23 protein-coding genes are annotated in these 25421 nt (G+C 67.9%); 10 read left to right on the forward strand and 13 right to left on the reverse strand.

Features of this window, described 5'->3' with window-relative positions:
* Nucleotides 1-12: 12 nt before the first annotated feature.
* Entirely contained in the window at nt 13-354 is a 342-nt protein-coding gene (locus tag E0W60_RS17655; protein ID WP_133098349.1) for a cupin domain-containing protein, read from the forward strand.
* Between the two features lie 57 nt (nt 355-411).
* Here E0W60_RS17655 and E0W60_RS17660 read toward each other — a convergent pair whose 3' ends face one another.
* From E0W60_RS17660 to E0W60_RS17675, 4 genes are read right to left on the reverse strand one after another with little or no spacing between them, the layout of a single operon-like run.
* Nucleotides 412-1008 carry a peroxidase-related enzyme gene (locus E0W60_RS17660; RefSeq protein ID WP_133098340.1) on the reverse strand — a complete coding sequence of 199 codons (597 nt, stop codon included), beginning with the start codon at nt 1006-1008 and terminating at the stop codon, nt 412-414.
* Nucleotides 1005-1538 (reverse strand): CMD domain protein, encoded by a 534-nt coding sequence (locus tag E0W60_RS17665; protein WP_240745950.1) that lies wholly within the window; start codon nt 1536-1538, stop codon nt 1005-1007. Before E0W60_RS17665 ends, E0W60_RS17660 begins: the two co-directional genes overlap by 4 nt.
* Before the next feature lie 50 nt (nt 1539-1588).
* Entirely contained in the window at nt 1589-3055 is a 1467-nt protein-coding gene (locus tag E0W60_RS17670; RefSeq protein WP_135705079.1) for an FAD-dependent oxidoreductase, read from the reverse strand.
* Entirely contained in the window at nt 3048-4058 is a 1011-nt protein-coding gene (locus tag E0W60_RS17675) for a LysR family transcriptional regulator (protein ID WP_133098343.1), read from the reverse strand. Before E0W60_RS17675 ends, E0W60_RS17670 begins: the two co-directional genes overlap by 8 nt.
* 207 nt (nt 4059-4265) lie before the next feature.
* Between E0W60_RS17675 and E0W60_RS17680 the strand changes: the two genes are divergently transcribed.
* Nucleotides 4266-5783 carry a glycine betaine ABC transporter substrate-binding protein gene (locus E0W60_RS17680; protein ID WP_135706252.1) on the forward strand — a complete coding sequence of 506 codons (1518 nt, stop codon included), beginning with the start codon at nt 4266-4268 and terminating at the stop codon, nt 5781-5783.
* A 78-nt stretch (nt 5784-5861) separates the two neighbouring features.
* Here the strand turns inward: E0W60_RS17680 and E0W60_RS17690 are convergent, their stop codons facing one another.
* Entirely contained in the window at nt 5862-7277 is a 1416-nt protein-coding gene (locus E0W60_RS17690) for a PLP-dependent aminotransferase family protein (protein WP_135705081.1), read from the reverse strand.
* Between the two features lie 164 nt (nt 7278-7441).
* Here E0W60_RS17690 and E0W60_RS17695 point away from each other — a divergent pair, with 164 nt between their 5' ends.
* The 3 genes from E0W60_RS17695 to E0W60_RS17705 are packed head-to-tail and all read left to right on the forward strand — an operon-like array spanning nt 7442 to nt 10941.
* The gene (locus tag E0W60_RS17695; RefSeq protein WP_133098345.1) at nt 7442-7666 is read left to right on the forward strand and encodes a DUF2970 domain-containing protein; all 225 of its coding nucleotides are present in this window, start codon (nt 7442-7444) and stop codon (nt 7664-7666) included.
* 50 nt (nt 7667-7716) lie between these two features.
* Nucleotides 7717-9051, forward strand: coding sequence for a cytochrome c (locus E0W60_RS17700; protein ID WP_135705082.1), 1335 nt, complete (start codon nt 7717-7719; stop codon nt 9049-9051).
* 42 nt (nt 9052-9093) lie between these two features.
* Entirely contained in the window at nt 9094-10941 is a 1848-nt protein-coding gene (locus E0W60_RS17705; protein ID WP_135705083.1) for an NAD(P)-binding protein, read from the forward strand.
* Between the two features lie 28 nt (nt 10942-10969).
* Here the strand turns inward: E0W60_RS17705 and E0W60_RS17710 are convergent, their stop codons facing one another.
* The gene (locus E0W60_RS17710) at nt 10970-11872 is read right to left on the reverse strand and encodes an acyltransferase (protein WP_135706253.1); all 903 of its coding nucleotides are present in this window, start codon (nt 11870-11872) and stop codon (nt 10970-10972) included.
* A 379-nt stretch (nt 11873-12251) separates the two neighbouring features.
* On the opposite strand from E0W60_RS17710, the gene E0W60_RS17715 reads away from it, so the two are divergent.
* The 4 genes from E0W60_RS17715 to E0W60_RS17730 all read left to right on the forward strand — a co-directional run bounded on the left by E0W60_RS17715 (nt 12252) and on the right by E0W60_RS17730 (nt 18533).
* On the forward strand, nt 12252-12635 hold the full coding sequence (locus tag E0W60_RS17715; RefSeq protein ID WP_133098347.1) for a hypothetical protein: 384 nt from the start codon (nt 12252-12254) through the stop codon (nt 12633-12635).
* 237 nt (nt 12636-12872) lie between these two features.
* The gene (locus tag E0W60_RS17720) at nt 12873-15482 is read left to right on the forward strand and encodes a type VI secretion system Vgr family protein (protein WP_135705084.1); all 2610 of its coding nucleotides are present in this window, start codon (nt 12873-12875) and stop codon (nt 15480-15482) included.
* A complete protein-coding gene (locus E0W60_RS17725; RefSeq protein WP_135705085.1) occupies nt 15472-17313 on the forward strand; it encodes an esterase/lipase family protein in 1842 nt (613 codons plus the stop codon). Before E0W60_RS17720 ends, E0W60_RS17725 begins: the two co-directional genes overlap by 11 nt.
* Nucleotides 17298-18533: a T6SS immunity protein Tli4 family protein gene (locus E0W60_RS17730; protein ID WP_240745951.1), complete on the forward strand. Its 1236-nt coding sequence runs from the start codon at nt 17298-17300 to the stop codon at nt 18531-18533. The genes E0W60_RS17725 and E0W60_RS17730 overlap by 16 nt, the downstream gene beginning before the upstream one ends.
* 19 nt (nt 18534-18552) lie before the next feature.
* Here E0W60_RS17730 and E0W60_RS17735 read toward each other — a convergent pair whose 3' ends face one another.
* The 7 genes from E0W60_RS17735 to phnG are packed head-to-tail and all read right to left on the reverse strand — an operon-like array spanning nt 18553 to nt 24482.
* On the reverse strand, nt 18553-19761 hold the full coding sequence (locus E0W60_RS17735) for an alpha-D-ribose 1-methylphosphonate 5-triphosphate diphosphatase (protein ID WP_135705086.1): 1209 nt from the start codon (nt 19759-19761) through the stop codon (nt 18553-18555).
* 24 nt (nt 19762-19785) lie between these two features.
* Entirely contained in the window at nt 19786-20523 is a 738-nt protein-coding gene (gene phnL / locus E0W60_RS17740; protein WP_135705087.1) for a phosphonate C-P lyase system protein PhnL, read from the reverse strand.
* A gap of 5 nt (nt 20524-20528) precedes the next feature.
* On the reverse strand, nt 20529-21305 hold the full coding sequence (gene phnK / locus E0W60_RS17745; RefSeq protein WP_133098234.1) for a phosphonate C-P lyase system protein PhnK: 777 nt from the start codon (nt 21303-21305) through the stop codon (nt 20529-20531).
* Nucleotides 21302-22204: an alpha-D-ribose 1-methylphosphonate 5-phosphate C-P-lyase PhnJ gene (locus E0W60_RS17750; protein ID WP_135705088.1), complete on the reverse strand. Its 903-nt coding sequence runs from the start codon at nt 22202-22204 to the stop codon at nt 21302-21304. The genes phnK and E0W60_RS17750 overlap by 4 nt, the downstream gene beginning before the upstream one ends.
* Complete coding sequence (locus tag E0W60_RS17755) at nt 22201-23364, reverse strand: carbon-phosphorus lyase complex subunit PhnI (RefSeq protein ID WP_135705089.1); 1164 nt, start codon at nt 23362-23364, stop codon at nt 22201-22203. The genes E0W60_RS17750 and E0W60_RS17755 overlap by 4 nt, the downstream gene beginning before the upstream one ends.
* 1 nt (nt 23365) lies before the next feature.
* The gene (phnH, locus tag E0W60_RS17760) at nt 23366-23980 is read right to left on the reverse strand and encodes a phosphonate C-P lyase system protein PhnH (RefSeq protein ID WP_135705090.1); all 615 of its coding nucleotides are present in this window, start codon (nt 23978-23980) and stop codon (nt 23366-23368) included.
* A 1-nt stretch (nt 23981) separates the two neighbouring features.
* Nucleotides 23982-24482: a phosphonate C-P lyase system protein PhnG gene (gene phnG, locus E0W60_RS17765; RefSeq protein ID WP_135705091.1), complete on the reverse strand. Its 501-nt coding sequence runs from the start codon at nt 24480-24482 to the stop codon at nt 23982-23984.
* A gap of 173 nt (nt 24483-24655) precedes the next feature.
* Here phnG and phnF point away from each other — a divergent pair, with 173 nt between their 5' ends.
* The gene (gene phnF, locus E0W60_RS17770; protein ID WP_135705092.1) at nt 24656-25390 is read left to right on the forward strand and encodes a phosphonate metabolism transcriptional regulator PhnF; all 735 of its coding nucleotides are present in this window, start codon (nt 24656-24658) and stop codon (nt 25388-25390) included.
* Nucleotides 25391-25421 lie beyond the last annotated feature (31 nt).

Consider the following 25421-nt stretch of genomic DNA (forward strand, 5'->3'; position numbering starts at 1 on the left):
CCGGAGGCGATGATGGCGCTCGAGCATGGAAGCTTGCTGGCCGCTGTGCCGGTGAACCTGGCGGAAGAAGTGTTCGAGCCGCTGCTGGCTCGGCCTGGCCTGAAGATCGAGCGGATCGTCTCCAACGGGCAGGCCAGTCCGGCAGGGTTCTGGTACGACAGCGCGGAAGCCGAGTGGGTGCTGCTGGTCAGCGGCAGTGCTGCGCTGGAGATTGAAGGTGAGGCAGTTCAGCATGTGATGCGGCCCGGCGACTGGCTGCACTTGCCGGCGCATTGCCGGCATCGTGTGGCATGGACTGACGAAACGCAGCCGACGGTTTGGTTGGCGGTGCATTACGGGGGCGGTGACAGCTAGACCGTGTCCCGCGACAGCGCATGTTGCTGGCTATCGAGGCCGGTCCTCAGTCACCCCTCACCCCTCAGCCTGATCCGGAAACACCGGCTCGCCAAGATTCAGCATCAACCGGTTCGCCCACGCAAAGATCGCGACCGAGTGGATCAGGTCGAGGATCTCCGCATCCGTCACCCCCGCATCGCGCAGCGGTTTGAGCAGTGCCGCGGTTACCTCCGCCGGCCGCTCCGTCAGTTCGATTGAGAACTGCGCGATCGCTTTCTCACGCGCGGTGGTCCCCGCCGAGCGCGGGTCCTCGAACACTTCCCGGATCACGTCATTGCGCTTGGCCAGTTGCTCGAAGCGCTGCGCATGCACCGACGCGCAGTACACGCAGCCATTGATGCGCGACACCACCGTGGTCGCCAGCTCGCGCTCGGCGCGCGGCATGCCGCCGGGTGCGTACATGATGGCGTTGAAGGCGGTGGAGCGCTGGCGCAGGATCTCGGGCTGGTGCACCAGGAAGCGGTAGTAGTCCTGCACCTTGGCCTTGGGATGGCTTTCTTCCAGCACGGCAACCTGTTCGGGCGTGGCCTGGTCCAGTTCGACAATATCGAGCCAAGCCTTCCAGTCCAGCACTTCGTTGGTAAAGCCGTGGGATTTGATGATCTCGCTCATGCCTGGGCTCCTGCAGTGTCGTTCAATGCCTTCAAGGCGTCCAGGCCGGCTACCAGCCGAACCTGGTACGACAGGAAGGCAATCAGCTGCGCCAGCGTGACCACGGCGGGCGTGCTCAGGCCCGCTGCGGGCAGCGCCTGCAGCGCGGCCTTGTCGCCTTCGACGGGTTTTTCGATCAGCGTGCGGGTGAACGCGAGCATCGCGCGCAGGCGCGGCTCGGCGATCTCCTGAGGCTGGCCTTCGGCGGCGGCGCGCACGTGCGCGGCATCGGCGCCGAGTTGTTCCAGCCGCGCGCGGTAGTGCGCCGCCAGCGCCGCGGAGGGCGTCAGGCGCGCCGCGTACAGCGCGACCAGCAGGCGTTCTTCGAGCGAAAGGCCGGGCAGGGCCGGGTCGAACAGGGCGTCATGGCTGCCCTGGGTGGCGGCCACGACCTTGTCGCGCTGATGGCGCAGCGCGTAAGTGGCGCTGCCGGGCACCAGGCCGGTGAGCTGGTCGATCAGGTCGACCGCGGGGGCGGAGGTCTGGGTCATCGGACTCTGTTGGTTCGGAAGTATCGGTTCAAGGTTCAAGGTATTTGCGCTCAGGCCTGCGCGGTGCGCAGAGCCGGCGGCAGCGCCGGGGTCCATTCGTCGCCGAAGACTTCCGGCTCGGCAAAGGCCTGCAACGCGGCATAGTGCAGTTCGACGTCTTCCCGGTACAGCAGCGCGGCGATGCCCTGGCCGAGCCGGCGCGCGCCGTCGCTGATCGCCGGGATATCGCCGGAAATGGTGCCGTGCGACAGCGCCGCCGGATAGCAGAAGCAGTGGATGCGCGACAGGCCAGGGCACGCGCCCGGTTTTTTTTCCTGGAATTCAAACGATTCGCCCAGGTCCGGCGAATCGGACAGCTCGCGGTCTTCCTGGCCTGCCGGCGGCACGTAGCGGTCGCGCCAGTAGCGGATATGCGGGGCAAAGGCGGCAAATTCCGCCCGGGTTTCCAGGTCGATGCGGAAGCCGGTCGAGAAGATCAGGAAATCCAGCTCGAAGGTGCCCCGCGGCGTGGCGACATGCAGCACGTCGCCACGCACTTCGACCGACTCCAGCGCCGCGCCCAGGTTGAAATGCGCATTGGCATGGCGCGAAACCCGCAGCGTGCTGCCGCGCGGCGGCGGCACCTGCTCGGTGTTGATGTAGTTTCGCAGCCGCCATTTCCAGGCATCCGGAAGGCCATAGTGGCCGTGGGTCAGCCCCGGGTTGCCGGCACCCTTGCTCTTGTTGACACGCGGGATGTCCTGGCGCCGCACCAGCATCTCGACGGAGGCCGCGCCGGCTTCAAGCGCGGTGGCGGCGCTGTCCATCGCCGACGCGCCGGCGCCAACCACCCCCACGCGCTTGCCGCGCAGCGTGGCGTAGTCCATCTCGTCGGACGAGTGCGCCCACAGGTGGCGCGGCAGCGCCTCCGCCAGCGGAGGCACGTAGGCGCCGCCGAGGCCGTCGCGGCCGGTCGCCAGCACCACGCGGCGCGCGAGGACGGTCAGCGGGCCTGCGGGGGACCGCATCGACAGCGACACCAGGCCATCGGCGCGCGGCACGATCTGTTCGACGCGGTGCTCATTGCGGATATCGAGGTCCAGCACCTGCCGGTACCAGCGCAGGTAGTCCATCCATTGCAGCCGCGGGATCTTGTCCAGCGCCTGCCATGCGTCTTCACCGAACTGCGCCTCGAACCAGGCGCGGAAGGTCAGCGCCGGCAGCCCCAGCGCGGGGCCGGTCAGCTGCTTGGGCGAACGCAGCGTTTCCATGCGCGCCGTGGTGGCCCATGGGCCCTCGAAGCCGGCCGGCGCGCGGTCGAAGGCGCGCACGCGGATGCCAAGGTGCGCCAGCGTGGCGCTGGCCGCCAGGCCGGCCATGCCGCCGCCGATCACGGCGACGTCGAGCACGTCACGGCCGTCGTGGGTGCGCGGCATGGTCCACGGCTTTGCGGGCAGTTCCAGCCAGGACAGGTCCTGGCGCAGGCGTGCCTCGAGGGCGGGCAGGCCGGCGGGGGTGGTAGTGGTGGGGTCAGTCATGGCTGGGAAGATCGGTGTCCGGTGAAAACAAGTCGGTGCCGGCGCCGGTGTCGCCGTACAGCGATTGCAGCAGCGCGCCGTGCTCGGCCGCATCGCGCAGCAGCAGGTCCGGCAGCAGCGCGGCGGCGGCATCGGCCGCCGCCTGCACCAGCGCCAGCACGGCGGTGCTGGCCGGTCGCGCCTGCGGCGTGATGACGCCGAAGTAGAACGGGATATCCGCGTCGATCGGGCGCACCGCGATGTCGGTCAGCGGCAGCCCGCGTGCGGTCACGGGCTCCAGCAGCGCAATGCCAAGCCCGGCGCGGACCAGCGTCAGCGCGTTGATCGAGGTGTTGGTGTCAATCACGCCGGCGGCCGGCACGCCCGCACTGGCCAGCGCCCGGTCCACGCGGCGGCGCAGCCGGTAGGGGTTCTGCATGGTGACGATGCGGCGCGCGCGGCAATCCTGCAGTGAAATCGCTGCCTGTGCCGCGAGCGGATCGTCGCCGCGCACCGCCGCCACGCAAGCCGACTGGCCGATCCAGTGCACGGTTACGCCGCGGTGTTCCAGCGGCAGGCTGTTCAGCCCGATGTCGGCGGCGCCGGTCAGCACGGCATGCACCACCTGTTCCGGCGATACGGCCTGCACGGCCACGCGTTCCGGCGCGCACTGGCCGCGCTCGAACGCCAGCGCCAGCGCGGGCGGCAGCAGGCCGGCGGCCAGTGCCGGCGTGGCGGCGATGCGCAACGGCCGGCCGTCGCCGCGTGCCAGCGCCGCGGCCCGGCTGCGGATCTGCTGCATGCCGGCCAGCGTCTGCTCGACCTCGTCGTAGAGCAGGAAGCCCTGTTCCGTCGGACTGACGCGCGGGCCGCTGCGGGTGAACAGCGCAAAGCCGAGTTCGGCCTCCAGCTCCTGGATCAGGCGCGTGATGGCCGGCTGCGAGCGGCCGAGCAGGCGGCCCGCGGCGGTGACGCTGCCGGTGGTCACGACGGCGGCGAAGGCTTCCAGTTGCCGGATTTCCATTGGTGTTGGCGATGTATGTTCAATCCGGATTCTGACGTGCTTATCATGCAGATGCCAAATACTATTTCGGGATAAGGCTATGCCGCGGCTATGATGTAGAGATGCCGGGAGCACACCGGCCCCCCAAAAAGGACGGACGTGTTTGCCTGGCTCGGTGGCTATCGGCAGGTCAATGAAAGGACCACGCTGTGGCGCTTGACACTCTGGGTGCTCGCGACAGCACTCGTGGGAGCGGCGCCCGCGCAGGCCGCCGACCCCTTGCGCGTTGGCTCCAAGCGCTTTACCGAGTCCTATATCCTTGGCGAACTGCTGACGCAGGCCGCCGGTCCGCCGGGCACCGCGCAGCACCAGCAAGGGCTGGGCAATACCGCGATCGTGTTCGAGGCGCTCAAGGCCGGCAGCATCGACCTTTATCCCGACTACACCGGCACGCTCGCCGCGGAGATCCTGAAGCTGCCGCCCGGCGCCGGCCTGGACGCCATCCAGCGGGCACTGGCCCCGCTGGGATTGGGTGCGGCGATCCCGCTCGGCTTTGAAAACACCTACGCACTGGCCGTCTCCGACACCCGCCCGCCCAACCTGCGCCGGCTCAGCGACCTGGCCGCGCAGCCGCGGCTGCGGCTGGGCCTGTCGCATGAATTCCTCGGCCGGGCGGACGGCTGGCCCGGCCTTGCCAGCCGCTATCGCCTGCCGCAGCAGCCGGTCGGGCTGGACCACGGCGTTGCCTACGAGGCGCTGGCGGCGGGGCAGGTGGATGCGATCGACATCTATTCGACCGACGCCAAGATCCTCAAGTACCGGCTGCGCGTGCTCGAAGACGACCGCCGCTATTTCCCGCGCTATGACGCCGTGGTGGTGTACCGGCTGGACGTGCCGCAGCGCTTCCCGCAGGCGTGGCAGGCGCTGCAGCGCTTGTCGGGCCGCATCAGCGCGGCCGACATGGTGGCAATGAACGCCGCGGCGGAGATCGACCGCAAGCCGTTCGATCTCGTCGCGCGGGAGTTCGCGGCGCATGGCCCGAACCCCGGCGCCGAACCGGCCGCAGTACCGGCGTCCGCGGCGTCCGCGGCCTCGGTGGCAGGCACCAGCGATCGCGGCCTGCTGGGCGCGCTGCTTGGACCCGACACCAACCGGCTGGCGCGGCGCCATGTCGGCCTGGTGGCAGGCGCCGTCGGCGCCGCCACGCTGGCCGGCGTGCCGCTGGGCATCCTGGCTGCGCGCCGCCGGCGCACCGGCCAGGTGGTGCTGGGCGCCGTCAGCGTGCTGCAGACCGTGCCGTCGCTGGCCTTGCTGGCGATGCTGATCCCGCTGCTGGGCCGCATCGGCGTGTGGCCGGCGCTGGTGGCGCTGTTCCTGTATGCGTTGCTGCCGATCGTGCGCAACACCGCCACCGGACTGGAGCAGGTGCCGCCGGGCATGCGCGACGCTGCCCGCGCGCTCGGGCTGCGCGGCGGCCAGGTACTGCGCTACGTGGAACTGCCGCTGGCGCTGCCGGTGCTGCTGGCCGGCGTCAAGACCGCCGCCATCATCAGCGTGGGCACGGCCACGATCGCGGCCTTCGTCGGCGCCGGCGGCTTTGGCGAGCGCATCGCCACCGGGCTGGCGCTCAACGACACCACGCTGCTGCTGGCCGGCGCGATCCCGGCCGCGGTGCTGGCGCTCGCCGTGCAGGCCGCGTTCGAGACGCTGGAATGGGCGCTGCGCCGCCATCGCGACGCGCGCTGAGACCGCTGAGACCGCTGAGACCGCTGAGACCGCTGAGACCGCTCAGGCCGCTCAGGCCGCTCAGGCCGCTCAGGTCGCTCAGGTCGCCTGTTGCGCGATCAGCCGGCCGAGCGTGGCGACCGCCGTCTCGGCCTCGTCGTTCCACAAGTGCCCGTAGTTGAGCCGGATGCAGTTGCGGTAGCCCTGCCGCGCGGAGAAGATCGGCCCCGGCGCCAGCCCGATGCCGGCCTCCAGCGCGGCATGGTGCAGCGCCAGCGCATCGAAGCCGGGCGCGAACTCGACCCACAGGAAGTACCCGCCCTCCGGCCGCGATACACGCACGCCCTCCGGGAAATGCCGGCCGATGGCATCGAGCATCTGGCCCTGCTGCATCTCCAGCACATGGCGCAGGCGGCGCAGGTGCTTGTCATAGCCGCCGTGCTGCAGGTACTCGGCCAGCGCTACCTGGGTGGGCACGCCGGCCGACAGCGTGGTCATCAGCTTGAGCCGCTGGATCGCCTCGCCGAAGCGGCCCGGCGCCACCCAGCCGATGCGGAAGCCCGGCGACAGCGTCTTCGAGAACGAACTGCAATGCATCACCAGCCCCTGCGTATCGAAGGCCTTGGCCGGCAGCGGGCAGCGGTTGCCGAAATAGAGCTCGCCATAGACATCGTCTTCGATCAGCGGCACCTGGTGACGGGCGAGCAGGGCCACCAGCGCCTTTTTCTTGTCTTCCGACATGCTGGCGCCGAGCGGATTCTGGAACTGCGTCATGAACCAGCAGGCCTTGACCGGGTGACGCGACAGCGCGTTGTCGAGCGCGCCCAGGTCGATGCCCTGCGCCGGATCGACCGGGATCTCCAGCGCCTTGAGTCGCAGCCGTTCCAGCGCCTGCAGCGCGGCATAGAAGCCCGGAGACTCGATCGCGACCACGTCGCCCGGCTGGGTCACGGCCATCAGGCACAGGTTCAGCGCCTCCAGCGCGCCGTTGGTGACGACCAGGTCTTCGGCCGGCTGCGGCGCGCCCGCGCCGAGGTAGCGCAGCGCGATCTGCCGCCGCAGCGCCGCGTTGCCGGGCGGCAGGTCGTTGACCGAATGCCACGGGTCCAGCGCACGGCCGGCCCGCGCCAGCGACTTGCCCAGCCGCTCCCACGGGAACAGCTCAGGCGAGGGGAAGGCCGAGCCGAACTGCACCAGCTTGCGGTCGCGCGCGCCTTCAAGCACCGCGAACACCAGCTTGGAGATGTCGACCTGGGTCGACACCTGCCGCGACGGCCGCGCCTGCGGCTGCGGCAGGTCGCGCCGGGCCGGCCCCGCCACGTAGTAGCCGGAACGCTCGCGCGCGCGCACCAGTCCGCGCTCTTCCAGCCGGTAGTAGGCCTGGAACGCGGTGGACGGGCTGACCCCGTATTGCGCCACGGTCTTGCGGATCGACGGCAGGCGGGTGCCGGGCGGCAGGCTGCCGTTGCGGATATCGGCGGCCAGGGTTTCGGCGAGGGCTTCGTACCGTTTCATGGGGCGCAGTCGGGGGCGGGGGCGGGGCGGGGTGTAGGGTGCCATTATCGCCCCGGGTCCGGCAACTGATACGTAAATTTTCCGGGTATCTGATGCTGTTATGGCCGGCGGCTGGCGGCCATAATCGGTTGTCGTCGCCAAAGGCTTTCGTGCAAGGAGAGACAATGAACCCGTTGAGGCTGTTGCGGACCGTGCTGTGGGGCTTCTTTGGCCTGCGCAAGGGCCAGGAACACCAGCGCGACCTGGAAAACCTGCGTCCCGTGCCGCTGATCCTGACCGGCGTGGCCGTGGCCGCCGGACTGGTAGCCTGCCTGGTGCTGGCCGCCAACTGGGCCGTGTCGGGCGCATCGGCAGCGGCAAGCGCCATACCGGCCATGACGATAGCCTGAGCCGCGGCGTCGCGTTACATTCTCATCACAACAACAATCTGATCGACCCCATGTCTCGCCCGACCGGGCGGCATTGCGCCGCCGCTTTGCTGCCCGCGCAGTGGCTGTCCCGGCTACCCTGGCTGTGGCTGTCCCTGGCGCTGCTGGTTGCCTGGCCGGCCCGTCCGGCACTGGCCGCGGGCGCCGCCGAGGCGCAGCAGGTCGAACGCGGCCGCTATCTGGCGCGCATCGCCAACTGCGCCGCATGCCATACCCGCGAGGGCGGCAAGCCATTTGCCGGCGGGTTGCCGATCCGCACCGCCGTCGGCACCCTTCACTCGACCAATATCACCCCCGACGCCGCCACCGGCATCGGCGCTTATACGCTGGCGGAGTTCGACCGCGCACTGCGCCAGGGCGTGGCGCGCGACGGCAAGCGCCTGTATCCGGCCATGCCGTACCCGTCCTACGCCCGCATGCGTGCCGACGACGTGGCCGCGCTGTATGCCTACCTGCGCGCGGAAGTCGCGCCCGTGGCGCAGCGCAACCCGGCGCCGCAGCTGCGCTTTCCGTACGGCATGCGCTCGCTGCTGTCGGTCTGGAACCTGCTGTTTCTCGACGACGACCCGGTTCGCACCGAGCCCGCGCGCGGCGACCCGTGGAACCGCGGCGCCTACCTGGTGCAGGCCGTGGCCCACTGCGGAGCCTGCCACACGCCCCGCGGCCGGTTGTTCGCCGAGCAAGGACTGGACGAGCGCAGCCGGCATTTCCTGTCGGGCGCCAGCGTGGAAGGCTGGTCCGCGACCAACCTGACCGGCGACCAGGTCACCGGCCTCGGGGCATGGTCGCGCGCGGACATTGCCGAGTTCCTGCGCACCGGGCGCAATGGGCACGCAACCTCGTTCGGGCCCATGTCCGTCGTGATCTCCACCGCCACGCAATACATGAGTCCGGGTGACCTCGATGCCGTGGCGGCCTACCTCAAGTCGCTGCCCGGCGCGCGCGGCGAGGACAAGCCGTTCCGCCCCGATCCCGCCACCGCGCAGCAACTGCACCAGGGCCGCTTCGACGTGCCGGGCGCACGCCAGTACGCGGTGTACTGCATGCCGTGCCATGGCGCCGACGGCAAGGGCTTCGCGCGCGTGTTCCCGCCGCTGGCAGGCAACCCGACCGTGGCCGATCCCGATCCGGCGTCGCTGGTCAACCTGCTGCTCGATGGCGCCGTGACCGCGCGTGTCGGCACCGCCGCCACCGACTACCACATGCCCGGCTATGGCTGGACGCTGGATGACCAGGAACTGGCCAGCGTGCTGACTTTCATCCGGCGCGGCTGGGGCAACCGTGCCGGTCCGGTGACCGAAGCCGACGTGGCCGCGCGGCGCAAGGCGCTGGCGGCACAGCGCTGAGGCGAAGCGCTCCGGCACGCACCGCTTTCCGATGAGCATCCGATGACGATCACGCGCAGAGACTTCCTCAACGGCACCGCGCTGACCATTGCCGCCGGGCTGGCACCGGTGCAATGGCTGCACGCGCAGCAGGGCGGGGCGGCAAGCGCCGGCTATCCGCCGGCCCTGACCGGGCTGCGCGGCAACCATGACGGCACGTATACGCTGGCCCACGGCCTGGCGCGCGAGGGCGCCAAATATCCCGTGGTGCTGGCGCGCGAGGCCTTCGACCTGGTCGTGGTCGGCGGCGGGGTGAGCGGACTGGCGGCGGCATGGTTCTACCGGCGCCGTTTCGGCGCCGCCCGGCGCATCCTGATCCTCGACAATCACGACGACTTCGGCGGCCATGCCAAGCGCAACGAATTCACCGTCCGCGGCCAGCGGCTGGTCACCTATGGCGGCAGCGCCGAGATGCCGCCCGGCGCAGCCAGCGACGCTGCCATGCGCGAGCTGCTGGCCGGCATCGGCCTCGATCCCGCGCGCCCGCCGGCTGCACCGCCGTCCGACCCATATGCCGCGCTGGGCATGGGCCGCGCCGTGTTCTTCGATGCCGAGCATTTCGGCCGCGACCAGTGGCTCGGCGGCGATCCGTTCGGCGAACTGGCCGATGCGCGCAATGGCCTGCGCGCGCAGGGGCCCGATGCCGCTGCCTTGCAACGCTTCCTCGAGCAGGCGCCGCTACCCGCGGCGGATCGCGCCGCGCTGGCCCGCCTGGCGGCCGGCACCACCGACTACCTGCCCGGCCTCGACAACGCCGCACGCGCCGCGGCGCTGCGCACCATGCGCTACGCCGCCTTCCTGCGCGACAAGGCCGGCCTCGGCCTGCCGGCGCTGCGCTTCCTGCGCAGCCGCAGCAACGATGCCTATGCGCTCGATGCCGACGGCATCTCGGTCGCCGATGCCATCGCCATCGGACTGCCCGCCGGCGCCAACATGCCCGCGCCGGCGCCGAACCCCCGGCTGGGCAAGTCGCCGGCCTCGCGCCTGTGGTTCCCGGATGGCAATGCCTCGCTGGCACGGCTGCTGGTGCATAGCCTGATTCCGGGCGTGGCGTCGATTGCCGTGCCGGCAGAGGTGGCCACTGCCGCCTTCGACTACAACCGGCTGGACCGCGACGGCGCGCCGGTGCGGCTGCGGCTGAACAGCACCGCGATTGCGGTCGAGCCCGATGGCAACATCACGCGCGTGACCTACGGCTGGGGCGGCAACCTGCACCGTGTCGAAGCGCGCCACGTGGTGCTGGCCGGCTACAACATGATGATCCCGTATCTGTTGCCGTCGCTGCCGGCCGCACAGAAGGCGGTGCTGCGCGACGAGGCCAAGGCCCCGCTGGTCTACACCAAGGTGGCGCTCGACAACTGGCAGGCCTTCGCCGCGCTGCGCGCGCGGCGCATCCACGCGCCGGCCATGACGTACACCGACCTGTGGCTGGAGCCGCCCGCTGGCCCCCGTCCGTCCGACCCGGCAGTGCTGCACATGCTTTATGTGCCAACCGTGCCCGACAGCGGCATGCGCGCGCGCGACCGCTTCCGCGCTGGCCGCGCCTTCCTCTTGGGAACCCCGTTCGATGCGCTCGAGCGCGACATCCGCGCGCAGCTGGACCGGATGCTGGGGCAGGCCGGCTTCAGCGCCAGCAAGGTGATCCGCGGCATCACGGTGAACCGCTGGGCGCACGGCTACAGCTATATGCCGGACAGCGTGGCAGGCGAGAACGTGGCTGCCGACGCGGCCTGGCCGGACCTGGCCGGGGTCGGCAACATCAGCATTGCCAACAGCGACAATGCCGGCAGCCCGTCGGTGACGGCGGCGGTCAGCCAGGGCAAGCGGGCGGTGGAGCGGTTGCCGGGCTAGCCGGGCGGCGGCCGGCCGATGCGCGCGGTCAGTCGGCGCGCCGGGCCGTCAGGGCGTCGATCTCGTCGTCCTTGGACTGCCACTGATGCGCCAGCCAGTGGTGGAATTCCGTGCGGAACGCCTTGTCGGTGGCGTAGTCGGCCTCGCAGAATGCCGGTGGCACCGGCAACTGGTGCATGCGCACCACCACCATGCCGGCGCGGCCGCAAGCAAGGTCCCAGAAGCTTGGCACGCCGTCTGGATAGGCGATGGTCACGTCGATCATCGAGCGAAAGCGCGTTCCCATTGCATTCAGCGCCACCGCCAGCCCGCCCGCCTTGGGCTTGAGCAGGTGACGGTACGGCGACGCCTGCGCGACGCGCTTGGCCTCGCTGAAGCGCGTGCCCTCGGCAAACACCATCACGCTGGTTGGCACCAGCGAGAATTTCTCGCATGCGCGCCGCGCCGTTTCCTGGTCCTGGCGCCGCAGCGCCGGATTGCGGCGCAGTTCCGCCTTGCCATGGCGCTTCATGAACGGAAAGTCCAGCGCCCACCACGCCAGCCCGATCACCGGCACATAGATCAGCTGCTGCTTCAGGAAGAATTTCAGCAGCGGGATGCGCCGGTTCAGCGAGCGCTGCAGCACAAAGATATCGGCCCACGACTGATGGTTGCAGTTGACCAGGTACCAGTCCGCGTAGCGCAGCCCGGTATTGCCCTGGATATCCCACGGCGCCTGCTGGATGCGCGCGAACCAGCCGGTATTCCAGGAAATCCACGCCGTGGCAATACCGTTGAGTACCGGATCGATGCGCCGGCGGACCGCGGCGAACGGCAGCACCAGCTTCAGCAGCGCCAGCGGGAATAGCAGCAGGCACCAGAACAGGGTGCTGGCAACCAGCAGGATCCAGCTGACGATGCCGGTGACCCATGCAAGACGGCCGCGCGGCAAGGGCAGCGGGCGATGGGACCTGGACGAGGCGCTGGCTTGGCCAGCATTGGCGGCGCGGGGCGTGCCGGATGGCGAGGTAGGACAAGTCATGGATGACAGTTTGCTAGCGCTCGGCGAGTAAAGGCTTGAGCAGAGTCAAGACGGGCACTACGAACATGGAACCGCAAGCGTCAGTGCGGCGCCAGTGCCTAGTGTACGACAGCAAGCGGAACCAGATGGCGCCGGAGGCACCTGCATTGTCAGGTCAACCGGACGCAAGCCGACGCCGCCCGGAGCGTCTATGCTTGAAGCAGGGCATGCCGGACGCAATGCGGGGCTCCGCTGGCAGCACGGCCCTGCACACGCTCCCCGCCACGCACCATGGTACGGCGGTGACGACATGAAACGTGTTCACGCCCTGATTGCAGCCAGCGCGATGCTGGCTGCCTGCGTTTCGACGGGCGTCAATGTCCGGCAGGAGCAATTGGAGAATTTCCTGCTCGATTTCTCCACGCTCGACGACGTCACCACGCAACTGGGCCAGCCTACCTCGCAGACGACCCTCAGCAACGGCTCGACCATCCTGGTCTATTCCTTCGCGAGTTCCCGGCCGAATCCCGAAAGCTTTATCCCGTTCATCGGACCGCTGTTCGCCGGCGGCTCCATCCGCTCGTCGACGGTGCTGCTCGAGTTCGACGAGAACGGGGTGCTCAGGAGCCAGCGCCGGACCATGTCGACCAGCGCGTCGGGGTTGAGTGTGTTGCCGGAGGATGCGTTGCCTTAGGGCCGTCTTACATTTCCCCGCGGCTGCGGAGAAATATCAGCGTCCGCCGTGTGAATTCAATTTGCGCTTTGTCTGCGTGTCCGCTGGGAAGAATCTGAACTTGCATCGGTACCATCAAATGTCGCGATAGTCGGGCCTCTTCAGGCATGTTTTGCGGATAGCATCGACTCCCTCCGCAGAACGTGCTCGACGTGCATCCGGGCACCCTGTGGTTGTCTTCATTCCAGGAGTGCCCGCATGAATGTCCGCGACCATCTGCCGATCTCCGTCCGCACCGTCACAGTCTCCGGCCCGGCATTGCCGCATGGCCGCGGGCAGGCACCGTTTGCCTTCGTACGCCTGCAGGGCAAGGAAGGACTCTGCGGCCTGTTCGAGTACGAGATCGAGCTCAAGACTTCCGACAAGGACTTCAACTTCCACGGCCGGGAAGGCAATGTCGATTTGCGCGAAATGAACGGTCGGGAGTTGACCGTGCATATCCAGCTCGATGGCATGGGAACCGGGCTGGCGGGCCGGATCGGCGCGGGCACCCGCGAGATCAGCGGCATCGTCGATCGTGCCCGCTACCTGCGTGCCGAAGGGCGGCACTTCGTCTATGGCCTGACCCTGCGTCCGTGGCTGTGGCTTGCCACGCTTAACAGGAACAGCCGGATCTTCGAGAACCGAACCGACATCGAGATCATCGAGGAGGTGCTGTCCGCCTACTCCTTTCGCGTTGAGCGCAGGCTGGATGTGGCGAAGTACCCAACGCGGGCCTACCGGACCCAATGCGACGAGAGCGACTACACCTTCATCGCCCGTCTCATGCAGCACTGGGGCATCTCATGGTTCTTCGCGCATTCGGAGGGAAAGCACCGCCTCATCCTGGTAGACCATGTCGGCGGCTATCCCAGGATGCCGAGCGAGGCCTATCAGGTGCTTGCAGTCCATCCGCCCGGCGTCAGGATCGACGAGGAACACCTGGACGATTTTTCCGTAGTCGATGCCGTGGTCGCCGGCAGGTACACGACCAATGCCTACAGTTTCACCCAGCCGCGCGGCAACCTGACCGCCGGCAGCGCCGATGCCCGCGAAACCGGCCAGAACACCGGCGCGCTGCACCAGGAGGTCTACGAATTTCCAGGCGAGCACGCGCAGCCGGCGACGGACAACCGCCCCTGGGATGAAGGCGAGACGATCGCCCGCATCCGCATGGAAGAGATTCGTTCCCGGGGGCTTCGCTGCTTCGGCAAGGGCAACCTGCGCGCTGTCGTGCCCGGGCACACCATGCACGTCAGCGGGCATCCACAGCTGGCCGCCAACCGGGAGTACGTGGTGCTCGACACGCACCTCACGGTCGAAGACGTGGCGGAAGCCGCCGGCGAAGGCCAGCGTTGGCACTGCAGGGTGGCATTCGAATGCCATCCGGCACAGGAGGTGTTCCGTCCCGCCCTGAGCGTGCCGTGGCCCGTGGTGACAGGTCCGCAAAGCGCGACAGTGGTCGGCCCGGAGGGCCATGCGGTATGGCCAGACCGCTTCGGGCGTGTACGCGTGCAGTTTCCGTGGGACCGGTTCAACCGGATGTCATGCTGGGTCCGGGTGGCAACGCCATGGGCGGGCTCGCAGCATGGCCAGGTCGGCATCCCCCGCATTGGCAGCGAAGTGCTTGTGATGTTCCTGGATGGCGGCAATCCGGACAAGCCTATTGTCATGGGCGCGGTGCCGAACAGCCTGAACATGCCGCCGTGGCAGTTGCCGGACCAGCATGCATTGACGGGCATTCGTAGCCGGGAACAGGACGGCTCGGGCAGCGGCCATCTGGTATTCGACGATACCAAGGGCGAGATCCAGTCCCAGCTGTCCTCCGATCATCAGCGGTCCCAGCTCAGCCTGGGCTACCTCACCCGTATCGAGGACAACCGGGGGCGGCAGGACCATCGGGGCGAGGGCTTCGAGCTGCGTACCGATGGGCACGGCGCCATACGCGGCGCCAACGGCCTGCTGGTCAGCACCGAGGCCCGGCCCGATGCCAGGGCGCATCACAAGGACATGGGCGAAACGCTGGACCGCCTGCACCACGCGCAGCACGCCCATCACACCACCGCACAGCTCGCCCGTCACCACCAGGCGCAGGACAGCGAACAGCAGGACGTCGCCACGGTCCTCAAGGCTCAACACGAAGAGATCTGTGGCTCGGGCGAGGTCAACGGCGAACTGACCGCACCCCATCTGGTAATGGCGTCCGCAGCAGCACTGGCTGCGACGGCTGCACGGTCCACCCACTTGCATAGCGGGGAGCATCTGGCCGTCACGACCGGCAAGCATGCGTCGTTCGCCAGCAGCGGCGGCTTCTTCGCCAGCGCGGCCCGGCGTATTGCGCTGTTCGCGCACAGCCTGGGGATTCGGCTGGTGGCCGCGACCGATCACATTGCACTGGAAGCGCAGGGCGGCGACATCAAGGGCACCGCTCGGCGCAACATCCACTTTCGGGCGCTCGGCGATATCGTCCTTGAAGCCGACCAGGGCATCGTGCTCAAGGTCGGGCAGACCTACCAGCGCTGGACGCCTTCGCAGATTGTGGAAGGCATGCGCGGGACAAAGCAGATTCACGCCGCCGGATTCTGTCTCGATGGCCCGGATGGAATGAGTCCAAGCTCGCTGGCATTGCCGCACAGCGATTTCGACCAGGAGGTGTACTTGCACCTGCCCGACGGCTCACCGGCCAGGAATCGGAGATTCCGCCTGACGCAGTCGGATGGCAGCGTGATCGAGGGCGTCACCGACATGGATGGGCTGAGCACGTTCCAGCAAAGCCAGGGCGCGGAAAACGTCACGATCGAGATCGGGGAGGCAGCAAGTGGCCAATGATCGCATCCACCTGAAAACCGGCGAAGAGATCGGCGGCCGCGCCGGTGCCACCGTTGCCCTGACACCGTCAACCGACAAGCGCCGCGTCAGCTTGCCGGTGCCTCCGGACTGGGTCATTCCGATCATCTTTATTCCCGGCGTGATGGGATCCCATCTGCGCATGAGCCGGAAGCGTCAGGCCGAGCTCGAGCGCACTGACAACCGGGCGTGGCGGCCGGACGAGAAGATCGACAGCCTTTCCCGCCGCAGAGACTCACCGAAACGCCGGCAACTGAACTTCGATCCCGACGAGACCGAGGTCGATCGCTACGAGGTGACCGAAGACGCGGGAAAGTTCGACCTGATGGGCGAGGCGACCGCAACTTCCGACAAACGGCACCGCAATGTTCCGGATGGCCTGCCCGACATCGGCTTGCTGATGAGCGCCCCCATGCCCGCTGCAGCAGAGCAATGGAAGGCGAAGCGCGGCAGGCATGAGGCCACCGCGGCACAGAAGGCCCGCTGGCGCGGCTGGAGCGAGGTCATGTTCGAATCGTACGGCACGGCCATCAAGCTGATGGAAGCGAGAATGAACGATCTGCTGGCACCGACGGGAGAGGTGTCGCTTGCCTGGAAGATGCCGCACAGCATACCGGTGCTGGGGGTGGACCCAAGGGAGTGGGGCGGTGGTGCAGGCCAGCCATTGACCGAGGATGAGATCCGGCGGGTCGGGAACTGCTGGTATCCGGTCTATGCCATGGGATACAACTGGCTGCAAAGCAACGGCGTATCGGCGGGCAAGCTTGCCAGGCGCATTGACGAAGTGATCGCGATGTACCAGGCCAATGGGCGCCGCTGCGAGAAGGTCATCATCGTGACGCATTCGATGGGCGGGCTGGTTGCCAGGGCGATGTTGAATCCGAAGTACGGCAACGGTATCGGCAAGAAGATCCTTGGCATCTATCACAACGTCCAGCCCCCCGTCGGGGCAGCGGCGGCCTACAAGCGGGTACGTGCGGGCTTTGAGGATGCGAAAGGCAACCTGATGGGCGCCATCGAACGCGCGGTGATCGGCAAGACCGGCAAGGAAGTCACAGCGGTCTTTGCCAACGCACCAGGGCCATTGGAGTTGTTGCCGAGCGCTTCTTATCCGCGGGGTTGGCTTCGTGTCCAGACCAGCGAGTACCGGCAGGTGATGGCGTTGCCGATTGCTTCGGACGAGCCGCTCAAGACTTATCGTAGCGAAATGCAGTTGCATAAGACCTTGGGAACAACAAGGCCCGGCGCGCCAGTAGCCGTTGGCGATCCCTTGTATGACATCTACGCCCGCGAACCTGATGCGTGGTGGCGCCTGTTGAACCCGGAGTGGGTCAATCCTGCAAACAAGAAATATGAAGGCTACAACCCGTATGGGTTGGCAACGAAGAGAATTGCCGAAGCGCAGAGGTTTCACCGGGATATCCAGGACCTGTACCATCCGACCACCTACGCTAGCTATGGCGCGGACCCTTATCAAAAAGCCTTCGGTGCAGTCACGTATCGGGTGAACGCAACAGGCCTAAAAGGATTCGGCAATCCGCTTTCATGGAGGCTTATCAGTGAAGACGGGGAAGGGCGCATTATGGTTCGCGCCGAGAATCGTCACACCCTGCAACTCAGACTTGAGCCGCCCATTGATGCCGGCGATCAGACTGTTCCCAGCGACGCATCAGCATCGCGTGTGCGCGGCACACTAGTCTTCCGGCAATCCGGCTATGAGCACCAGAACAGTTACAACAACGACAAGGTTCTCGCATCATTGTTGTATTCGCTCGTCAAGATCGCCAATACCGCACCATGGTGGAAATCATGAGCGACTGCGGAAAATTTGTTGCCATGCTGGCATGTCTGCTGTTGGTTTCTTGCCAGCCATATTCATACAAGGAGAACGGTGTGCCGAACGAAGTCGAACTGTCACCACGCCTGCAAGCCCTGTTCGGCAAGACCCGACAGGTCTGCTTCGGAAGATATGTCCTGGAAGTGCCAGCCGAAGCGAGATTGATATTCGGACCGCAGGATTTTCCCGGGAAGATTGTGACGCACGTTGCTGCAGCAGACCGCTTGACTGAAAAGGCGGACGCCTACCGCAAGAAGATTCTGGACAAGGATGACACAGCGAAGATCACCTATTTCGGTCGAAGTGCCAAAGTGGAAAGCATAGAAATCCGCTACTACGAAGACGACTTATCCGTGAAATACGGTCTTGAGGGGGCACACACCCTTGCCGCAGCGGGCAATCATTTGTACGAATGGTTCTATGGCGGAGAAGAGATTGCGCCGCTCGTTCGCGGCTTGCGCGCCCGCGACAACGCAGAAATACCAAAGGACCCCGGCGTTTGCATCGACCACGGCTTCATCGTGGACAGCAGCGGCGTACACCAGGAAATCATGCGGGCAGGCATCGCCATCCCCAGCCTGCCGGACGTCAGCTTTTCAGTCGACTCCAACAAGCTGGCGAGCGTGGACGGTGCAAACGGCGAAGGGCTGCTTGCTTCCATCGCGGCGCAGAGAGCGGACCTGGGCAAGCGCTATCCGAAGCTGACTACCCTGCGCGAAGGCAAGCGCATTGTCGGCGTCTGGCAAGGAGAGGAGTCCCTGGTCCGCCGCGCGGACGGTACCCACGATTTCGAGTGGGAAGCGGTCGGCAAGGAGCGCACCACCCTGCATCCGTCATCCATTGGCGCAAAGATGTACACAAAGGTGGCAGCCAACCGCATCGGCGCCGCGGACGAGGCGTCGCTGAGCGACGATGAGGCCGTGGCCCTGTGGGACCGGCTCCTGGGCGGGCTGCGTTTCCGTGTCGATGCGCCGCCGACGCAGACCGGCAAGCCTGTCACGGTGCGCTCGGGGCAGGTCGTACCGCGCTCAGGCATGTGGCGCGCCTCGCTGCCGTCCGGCCACCCCCTGGCGGCGTGGGTGGCCGGCAAGTCCGGCGTGGTGCGGCAGGCTGGGACGCCGATGATCAGTTTCGGGCTATCGCCGTCAGATGAAGCACAGGTGGTCTGGACGTGGATGGGCGAGGCCAGCACATGAACGCATGCCGCGCCGATGGTCAGGCCAGCGCGTGGATTTGCGGCCGCCGGGACGTACCCGTAGCCTCGGGCTGGCCGCCACGGTACCCCGCCGCGAACACCATGCGCCCCCCAGACCATGTATGGGTGACCATCGGCTGGCCGGCCACGCTGGCCACGGCGATCACGTCGGCGCGCAGCCCTGGCGCCAGCCGGCCACGGTCACGCAGCAGGCAGGCTTCCGCGGGGTTCGCCGTCACGAAGGCCAGCGCTTCGTTCAGCGGCAGCTCGGCCTGCCGGGCGGCGGCATAGGCCGCGGCGATCAGCGTTGACGGCTGGTAGTCCGAGCACAGGATGGTGCCGACGCCGGCATGGATGGCGTCGATCGCGCGCATCGAGCCGCTCTGGCTCTTGCCGCGCAGCACGTTGGGTGCGCCCAGGATGGTCGGCAGTGCCTGTGCGCACGCGGCTTGCGCGGTCTCCAGGTTGATCGGGAACTCGCTCATGCGCACGCCCAGCGCCTGCATGGCGGCGATGCGCTGCGGCGAATCGTCGTCATGGCTGGCGGTCGGGATGCCGAGGCGGTGCGCCTGAGCCACCAGCCGGTTGACGCGTTCATGCGCGCCGTCCAGCGCGGCGGCCTTCTTGTCGGCGGCGTCGGCGGCTTCCTCGCGGGTCATGCCGTGGTTGCCCATCATGTAGGCGAGGTAAGCGTCCAGCGTCTTGAACTGGCCCTGGCCCGGCGAGTGGTCCATCACCGACAGCAGGTCGACTACGCCCTCGGCCATCAGCAGTTCCAGTACGGGCACGGCGCTGGAATCGGTCACTTCATAGCGGCAATGGATGCGGTTGTCGACCAGGCTATCGCCGCGGAACGCCGCAACGGCGCGCACCAGCGTGGCCGCGGTGTCGACGTTGCGCACGCCGAAGTGGTTGCCGGCAAAGGAAAGCGCATGGTACGGCGTGGTGATGCCGGCCGCGGCATTGCGGCGGTCGACCTGCGCCACGGCGAAATCCAGCGGGAACAGCACGTTGGCGCGCGGTTCCACCTCTTTCTCGATGGCATCGCAATGCACGTCGATCAGCCCGGGCATCACGGTGTGGCCGCGCAGGTCGATCACGTCGGCATTTGCAGGCGCGGCGCCCGGTTCGATGGCGGCGATATGGCCGTCCTCGATCAGCAGCGCGCTGTCGTGCAGCACGCGGTCGGGCAGTACCAGGGTGGCGTGCGTCAGGTAGGTCGCGGTCATGTCCGGCTCCGTTGTTCTGGACAGTTACTGGCAGTTGGGGGCGAGGGCGGTGGCGGGCTGCAGCGGCAGCAGGCGCGTGGCCACGGCGTCGCGTACCGCCTCGTCGTGGAAGATGCCGATCAGCGCGCGGCCGTCGGCCAGTGCCTCGCGGATCAGTTCGACCACGACCGCGCGGTTGTCGGCGTCGAGCGACGCGGTCGGCTCGTCGAGCAGCAGGATCGGGTGCCCGCCGATCAGGCCGCGGGCGATGTTGACGCGCTGCTGCTCGCCGCCGGAGAACGTGGCAGGAGGCAGGTCCCACAGCCGGCGCGGCAGGTTGAGCCGTGCCAGCAGCACCTCGGCGCGGGCGCGCGCTTCTTCATGGCTGGTGCCGCGCTGCTGCAGCGGATCGGCCACCACGTCCAGCGCCGACACGCGCGGGATCGCGCGCAGGAACTGGCTGACATAGCCGATCACGTCGCGGCGCAGCTTCAGCACGCGCTGTTCGGGGGCGTGGTTCAGTTCGACCCACGGTTCGCCGTCGGCGCTGGTGTCGCGCAGGCGGATGCTGCCTTCGGTGGCGAGGTAGTTGCCGTAGAGGCAGCGCAGCAGCGTGCTCTTGCCGGTGCCGGACGGACCCGACAGCACCAGGCATTCGCCGCGCGCGGCGTCGAAGTCGATCGCGTTCAGCACCGGCAGGCGGATGCCGCCCTGGTTGTGCAGCGTAAACATCTTGCCGAGGCCGCGGACCTCGACCAGCTTCTGTGCATTGTCTGCTTGCATCGTCGTCAGCCTTGCAGGATGGAAGAGACCAGCAGCTGCGTGTAGGGATGCTGCGGATCGTCGAGGATCTGGTCGGTCAGGCCTTGCTCGACCACGCGTCCGCCCTGCATCACCAGCGTGCGGTGCGCCAGCAGGCGCGCGACGGCGAGGTCGTGCGTGACCAGCACGGCGGCCAGGCCAAGGTCGGAGACCAGCCGGCGCAACAGGTCGAGCAGGCGCGCCTGCACCGAGACATCGAGCGACGCGGTGGGCTCGTCCATGAACACCAGCCGCGGATGCGTGACCAGGTTGCGCGCGATCTGCAGGCGCTGCTGCATGCCGCCCGAGAACGTGCCGGGGACGTCGTCGAGTCGGGCCAGGTCGATCTCCATTTTCTCCAGCCAGCTGCCGGCGACTTCGCGCAGGTTGCCGTAGTGGCGCTCGCCCACGGCCATCAGGCGCTCGGCGATATTGGCGCCGGCGCTGACCTGCATGCGCAGGCCGTCGCGGGCATGCTGGCGCACGAAGCCCCAGTCGGTGCGTGCCAGCAGCCGCATGCGTGCGCTCGACAGCGTGGCCAGGTCGGTCAGGCCGCATTCGCGCATGTCATAGCTGACGCTGCCGCGCTGCGGCGGCGCCTGCATCGACAAGGCCTGCAGCAGCGTGCTCTTGCCGGAGCCGGATTCGCCGACCACGCACAGCACTTCGCCGGGATAGAGGTCGAAGCTGACGTCATGGCAGCCATGCAGGCCGTCCCAGGTGCGCGTCAGGTTGCGCACCGACAGCAGCGGGGTCGTGCTCATCGTGCACCTCCCGCGGCTTGCGTGACTGCCTGTTCCGCCTGGCGGTCGGCGCAGTACTCGGTGTCGGAGCAGACGAACATGCGCGTGCCCGCATCGTCGGTGACGATCTCGTCCAGGTAGCTGTCGGTGGCGCCGCATTGCGCGCAGCAGCTCGTCCATTTCTCGACCGTGAAGGGATGGTCGGCGAAATCCAGGCTCTTTACCGAGGTATACGGCGGCACGGCATAGACGCGCTTCTCGCGCCCGGCGCCGAACAGCATCAGCGCGGGGCTGCGGTCGAGCTTGGGATTGTCGAACTTGGGAATCGGCGACGGCCGCATCATGTAGCGCTGGTTGACGATCACGGGATAGTCGTAGGTGGTGGCGATATGCCCGTGATGGGCAATGTCTTCATAGAGCTTCACGTGCATCGCACCATACTCCGACAGCGCGTGCATGGTGCGGGTCTCGGTCTCGCTCGGCTCCAGCCAGCGCAGCGGCTCGGGGATCGGCACCTGGAACACCATGGTCTGGCCCGCGCGCAGCGGCGTTTCCGGAATGCGGTGGCGGGTCTGGATGATGGTCGCCTCGGCGGTACGCTCGGTGGTCTGCACGCCGGTCACGCGGCCGAAGAAGCGGCGGATATTGATGGCGTTGGTGGTGTCGTCCGAACCCTGGTCGATCACCTTGAGCATGTCGGGCTTGCCGATGATGGCCGCGGTGACCTGGATGCCGCCCGTGCCCCAGCCATAGGGCAGCGGCATTTCGCGGCTGCCGAACGGGACCTGGTAGCCGGGGATCGCCACGGCCTTGAGCAGAGCGCGGCGCAGCATGCGCTTGGTCGATTCGTCGAGGTAACCGAAGTTGTAGTGCTCGTCGCGGGCGATGCCCGTGGCGGCGGATGCGTTCGCGGCGGTCATGCCAGCGTCTCCTCTTGCGGCTGGGGCTGGGGATGCGGTTCGGGGTGCGCGGCTTGCGTGGCTTGCGGTTCGGCCTGCGCGGCGGCGTCCGTGCCTTCCTGCTCGGCGCGCAGGCGGCGCAGCAGTTCCAGGTTGGCCTGGAAGTCCACGTAGTGCGGCAGCTTCAGGTGCTGCACGAAGCCGGAGGCCTCGACGTTGTCGCTGTGGTACAGCATGAATTCGATATCGTTGGCCGGGGCGTCGGCGGCCTCGCCGAGTTCGGCGGCGCGCATCGCGCGGTCGGTCAGTGCCATCGACATGGCCTTGCGCTCGTTGTAGCCGAACACCAGCCCGTAGCCGCGCGTGAAGCGCGGCGCTTCGTCGGCGTTGCCGGTGAACTGGCTGACCATCTGGCATTCGGTCAGCTCGATTTCGCCGATCGTCACGGCGAAGCCGAGTTCTTCGACGAACAACTCGACCTCGGCGGTGCCGTAGCGGATTTCTGCGGCGAACGGGTGCGAGTTGCCGTAGCCACGCTGCGTCGAATAGCCCATCGACAGCAGGAAGCCTTCATCGGCGCGCGCCAGGTTCTGCAGGCGCGCGGCGCGGCTGGCGGGGAAGGTCAGCGGCTCGCGCGTCAGGTCGGGCGGGGGGGGGTCGCCGGCGGGGATCTCGTCGGCTTCGACCAGTTGTTCCGCCTCGAGCAGCCCGGTCACGCGCGGCATGCTGGCGGGCAGCAGCTCGGCCGAAGGCGGCAGCGGTGCGGGATCGCGGCCGGCTTCGAGCGAAAAGTCCAGCAGGCGCTGCGTGTAGTCGTAGGTCGGCCCGAGGACCTGCCCGCCGGGCACGTCCTTGAAGGTCGATGAAATCCGGCGCTGCAGGCGCATCGCGCCGGTATCGACCGGCACGGTATAGCCGAAACGCGCCAGCGTGGTCCGGTACGCGCGCAGCAGGAACACCGCTTCGATCTGGTCGCCGGCGGCCTGCTTCAGCGCCAGCGCGGCCAGCTGCGGGTCGTACAGCGAGCCCTCGGCCATCACGCGCGACACGGCCAGCGGCATCTGCTCGCGGATCTGCGCCAGCGTCAGCTCGGGCAACGCCGTGTCGCCGCGGCGGTAGGCGTCGAGCATCTGGTAGGAATTCAGGATGGCGCGTTCGCCACCCTTGACGGCTACATACATGTCAGGCCTCCATCTGCGTGGTGCGCGTCAGCGCGCAGAACCGGTCGCCGCTGGCGAGCAGCAGGTCGACGCCGAGCGGAAAGCCGGCGTTGTTGGCGCGCCAGGCGCCGCGGAAGCCGGCCGGCAGGCCGGCTACGCGCAGTGCTTGCGTGTGTTCGATACCGGGGCCGCGCAGCGTGAAGAGGTCGCCGTCGTCGAGCGAGGCGACTTCCACCAGCAGCGTGGCCGAACGGTCCGGGAACGCGGACTCGCCCTGCGTGCAGTCCGCCAGCGCCGGCATGGCGTGGCCGGCGGGCACGCACACGAAGGTGGCGGCGCGGAGGTCGTCGGTCAGCGGGCAGCCGCAATGGAAGCGCAGGAATGCGCGTGCGGCGAGGGGAACGCCCGCCGGCAGCCACACCGGGGTGTCGGGATCGGCCAGTGTCAGCAGCAGCGCGGCGAGCGCCGGCGACAGGCCCTCGGGCAGGCCGGTGGTCGCCGGCAGGGACTGGACTTGTCCGGGATGGGCAAAGGCATGCAGCGTGGCGCGGAACACCTGCTGGGCGTCGTCGACCGGGTTGTCGAAGCCCGGCACCAGCGAAGTGGCGGCGGACAGCATGGGTTGGGTTGAAATCATGTCAGTCCTCTCCCCGGACCATGGTGAAGAACTCCACGCGTGTTTGCGCGGCGGTAGCGGCCTGCCGGGCCGCGCGTGCGGCATGGGCGTCGGCCAGCGGCGCCAGCACCGCGTCGTGCACGCGCTGGTGCCAGGCCGGCCGCTGCAGCAGCGCGTCCAGCACCGCCGCCTGCTGCGCGTGTTGCGTGCTGCGGCCCTGTACATAGGCAACGCCTACGGTGCCGCCGGCACCGTCGTCATCCAGCACGACCGCGCAGCGCGTGACCGTGATTTCGCCGAGGTTGAACTGCGCTCCGGTGCCGCCGGCACGCGCGCGCACCATCGCCATGCCGGACTCCGGCTTGCGCAGCAGGCGCCACGCGGGCAGGGCCGCTGCCTGGCCCAGCCGGGCATAGGCCGCGTCGAGCGCCTCGGTTGGCGCCATCGCCAATACCCGCAGCCACGCAGCGCGGGCCGGGTTCGCATCGGTCGTTGCCGGACCGGCGGTTTCGCTTTGCATCATCACCCCTATACGTCTATACGTTTAGATGTCACAACGTGAACACGCCGCTACTAGACCACAGGCAGATGAACGTTTCGTGACGCTGCCCGGCATTAGTCGGACTCCGTGCCATGCCGGAGTAACTCGGGCACAATCGCATGGCAACAATGAACGCTTGATGACAAGAGGGCAGGATGTCTGATCGGGAAGTAGAACGGGGTTCCGGCGTGGCGGTGTGGCGCCAGATCGGCGAGGCGCTGGCGGAGGACATTCGCAACAAGCTGTACCAGCCCGGCGAGCAGCTGCCGCCGGAGCCGGAGCTGGCGACACGATTCGCCGTGAACCGGCACACCATCCGGCGCGCCATGGGTGAGCTGGAGCTGAGCGGACTGGTGCGCATCGAGCAGGGCCGCGGCACCTTCGTGCAGGAGCATGCGATCGACTATGCGATCGGCCGGCGCACGCGCTTTTCGCAGAACCTGGCCGCGCAGGGCATGCGCGGGCATACGGAGATCATCGGCTGCCAGGAGCTGCGCGCGCCGGAGATCGCACGCCACCTGGGCCTGGCGCGTACTGCGACGGTGCTGCACGTGCAGATGCTCGGGCGGGCCGAGGCCCGCACCATCGACGTTGCCGAGCACTATTTCGATCCGAAGCGCTTCCCCGGCATCGACGAGGTGTTGCGCGCGCAGCAATCGGTGTCGCGCGCGCTCGCGCAGTTCGGCATCGCGGACTACACCCGCAAGTGGTCGCGCATTACCGCCGCGATGCCGAGCGCCCCGGTGGCACGGCTGCTGAACCAGCCCAAGACGCGCCCGGTGCTGCAGGTGGAGGCGCTCAACGTCGATATCGACGGCGCGCCGGTGCAGTACAGCGTGACGCGCTTTGCCGGGGATTGGGTGCAGCTGACGGTTTCGGACACCGACTGACGTTGCCCGGACGCCGCGCGCATTGGTCTAG

It is taken from the genome of Cupriavidus oxalaticus (genome assembly GCF_004768545.1).
Lineage (GTDB): Bacteria > Pseudomonadota > Gammaproteobacteria > Burkholderiales > Burkholderiaceae > Cupriavidus > Cupriavidus oxalaticus_A.

Excerpts from the sequence above, each read along its gene's own strand:
- E0W60_RS17700 (WP_135705082.1), top strand. The coding sequence starts at position 7,717 with ATGTCTCGCCCGACCGGGCGGCATTGCGCCGCCGCTTTGCTGCCCGCG.
- phnL (WP_135705087.1), bottom strand. The coding sequence starts at position 20,523 with ATGCAAGCAGACAATGCACAGAAGCTGGTCGAGGTCCGCGGCCTCGGC.
- E0W60_RS17690 (WP_135705081.1), bottom strand. The coding sequence starts at position 7,277 with ATGAAACGGTACGAAGCCCTCGCCGAAACCCTGGCCGCCGATATCCGC.
- E0W60_RS17715 (WP_133098347.1), top strand. The coding sequence starts at position 12,252 with ATGAAACGTGTTCACGCCCTGATTGCAGCCAGCGCGATGCTGGCTGCC.
- phnG (WP_135705091.1), bottom strand. The coding sequence starts at position 24,482 with ATGATGCAAAGCGAAACCGCCGGTCCGGCAACGACCGATGCGAACCCG.
- E0W60_RS17750 (WP_135705088.1), bottom strand. The coding sequence starts at position 22,204 with ATGACCGCCGCGAACGCATCCGCCGCCACGGGCATCGCCCGCGACGAG.
- E0W60_RS17655 (WP_133098349.1), top strand. The coding sequence starts at position 13 with ATGGCGCTCGAGCATGGAAGCTTGCTGGCCGCTGTGCCGGTGAACCTG.
- E0W60_RS17730 (WP_240745951.1), top strand. The coding sequence starts at position 17,298 with ATGGTGGAAATCATGAGCGACTGCGGAAAATTTGTTGCCATGCTGGCA.
- phnH (WP_135705090.1), bottom strand. The coding sequence starts at position 23,980 with ATGATTTCAACCCAACCCATGCTGTCCGCCGCCACTTCGCTGGTGCCG.
- E0W60_RS17755 (WP_135705089.1), bottom strand. The coding sequence starts at position 23,364 with ATGTATGTAGCCGTCAAGGGTGGCGAACGCGCCATCCTGAATTCCTAC.
- E0W60_RS17735 (WP_135705086.1), bottom strand. The coding sequence starts at position 19,761 with ATGACCGCGACCTACCTGACGCACGCCACCCTGGTACTGCCCGACCGC.
- E0W60_RS17705 (WP_135705083.1), top strand. The coding sequence starts at position 9,094 with ATGACGATCACGCGCAGAGACTTCCTCAACGGCACCGCGCTGACCATT.
- E0W60_RS17670 (WP_135705079.1), bottom strand. The coding sequence starts at position 3,055 with ATGACTGACCCCACCACTACCACCCCCGCCGGCCTGCCCGCCCTCGAG.
- E0W60_RS17695 (WP_133098345.1), top strand. The coding sequence starts at position 7,442 with ATGAACCCGTTGAGGCTGTTGCGGACCGTGCTGTGGGGCTTCTTTGGC.
- E0W60_RS17675 (WP_133098343.1), bottom strand. The coding sequence starts at position 4,058 with ATGGAAATCCGGCAACTGGAAGCCTTCGCCGCCGTCGTGACCACCGGC.
- E0W60_RS17660 (WP_133098340.1), bottom strand. The coding sequence starts at position 1,008 with ATGAGCGAGATCATCAAATCCCACGGCTTTACCAACGAAGTGCTGGAC.
- phnK (WP_133098234.1), bottom strand. The coding sequence starts at position 21,305 with ATGAGCACGACCCCGCTGCTGTCGGTGCGCAACCTGACGCGCACCTGG.
- phnF (WP_135705092.1), top strand. The coding sequence starts at position 24,656 with ATGTCTGATCGGGAAGTAGAACGGGGTTCCGGCGTGGCGGTGTGGCGC.
- E0W60_RS17665 (WP_240745950.1), bottom strand. The coding sequence starts at position 1,538 with ATGACCCAGACCTCCGCCCCCGCGGTCGACCTGATCGACCAGCTCACC.
- E0W60_RS17720 (WP_135705084.1), top strand. The coding sequence starts at position 12,873 with ATGAATGTCCGCGACCATCTGCCGATCTCCGTCCGCACCGTCACAGTC.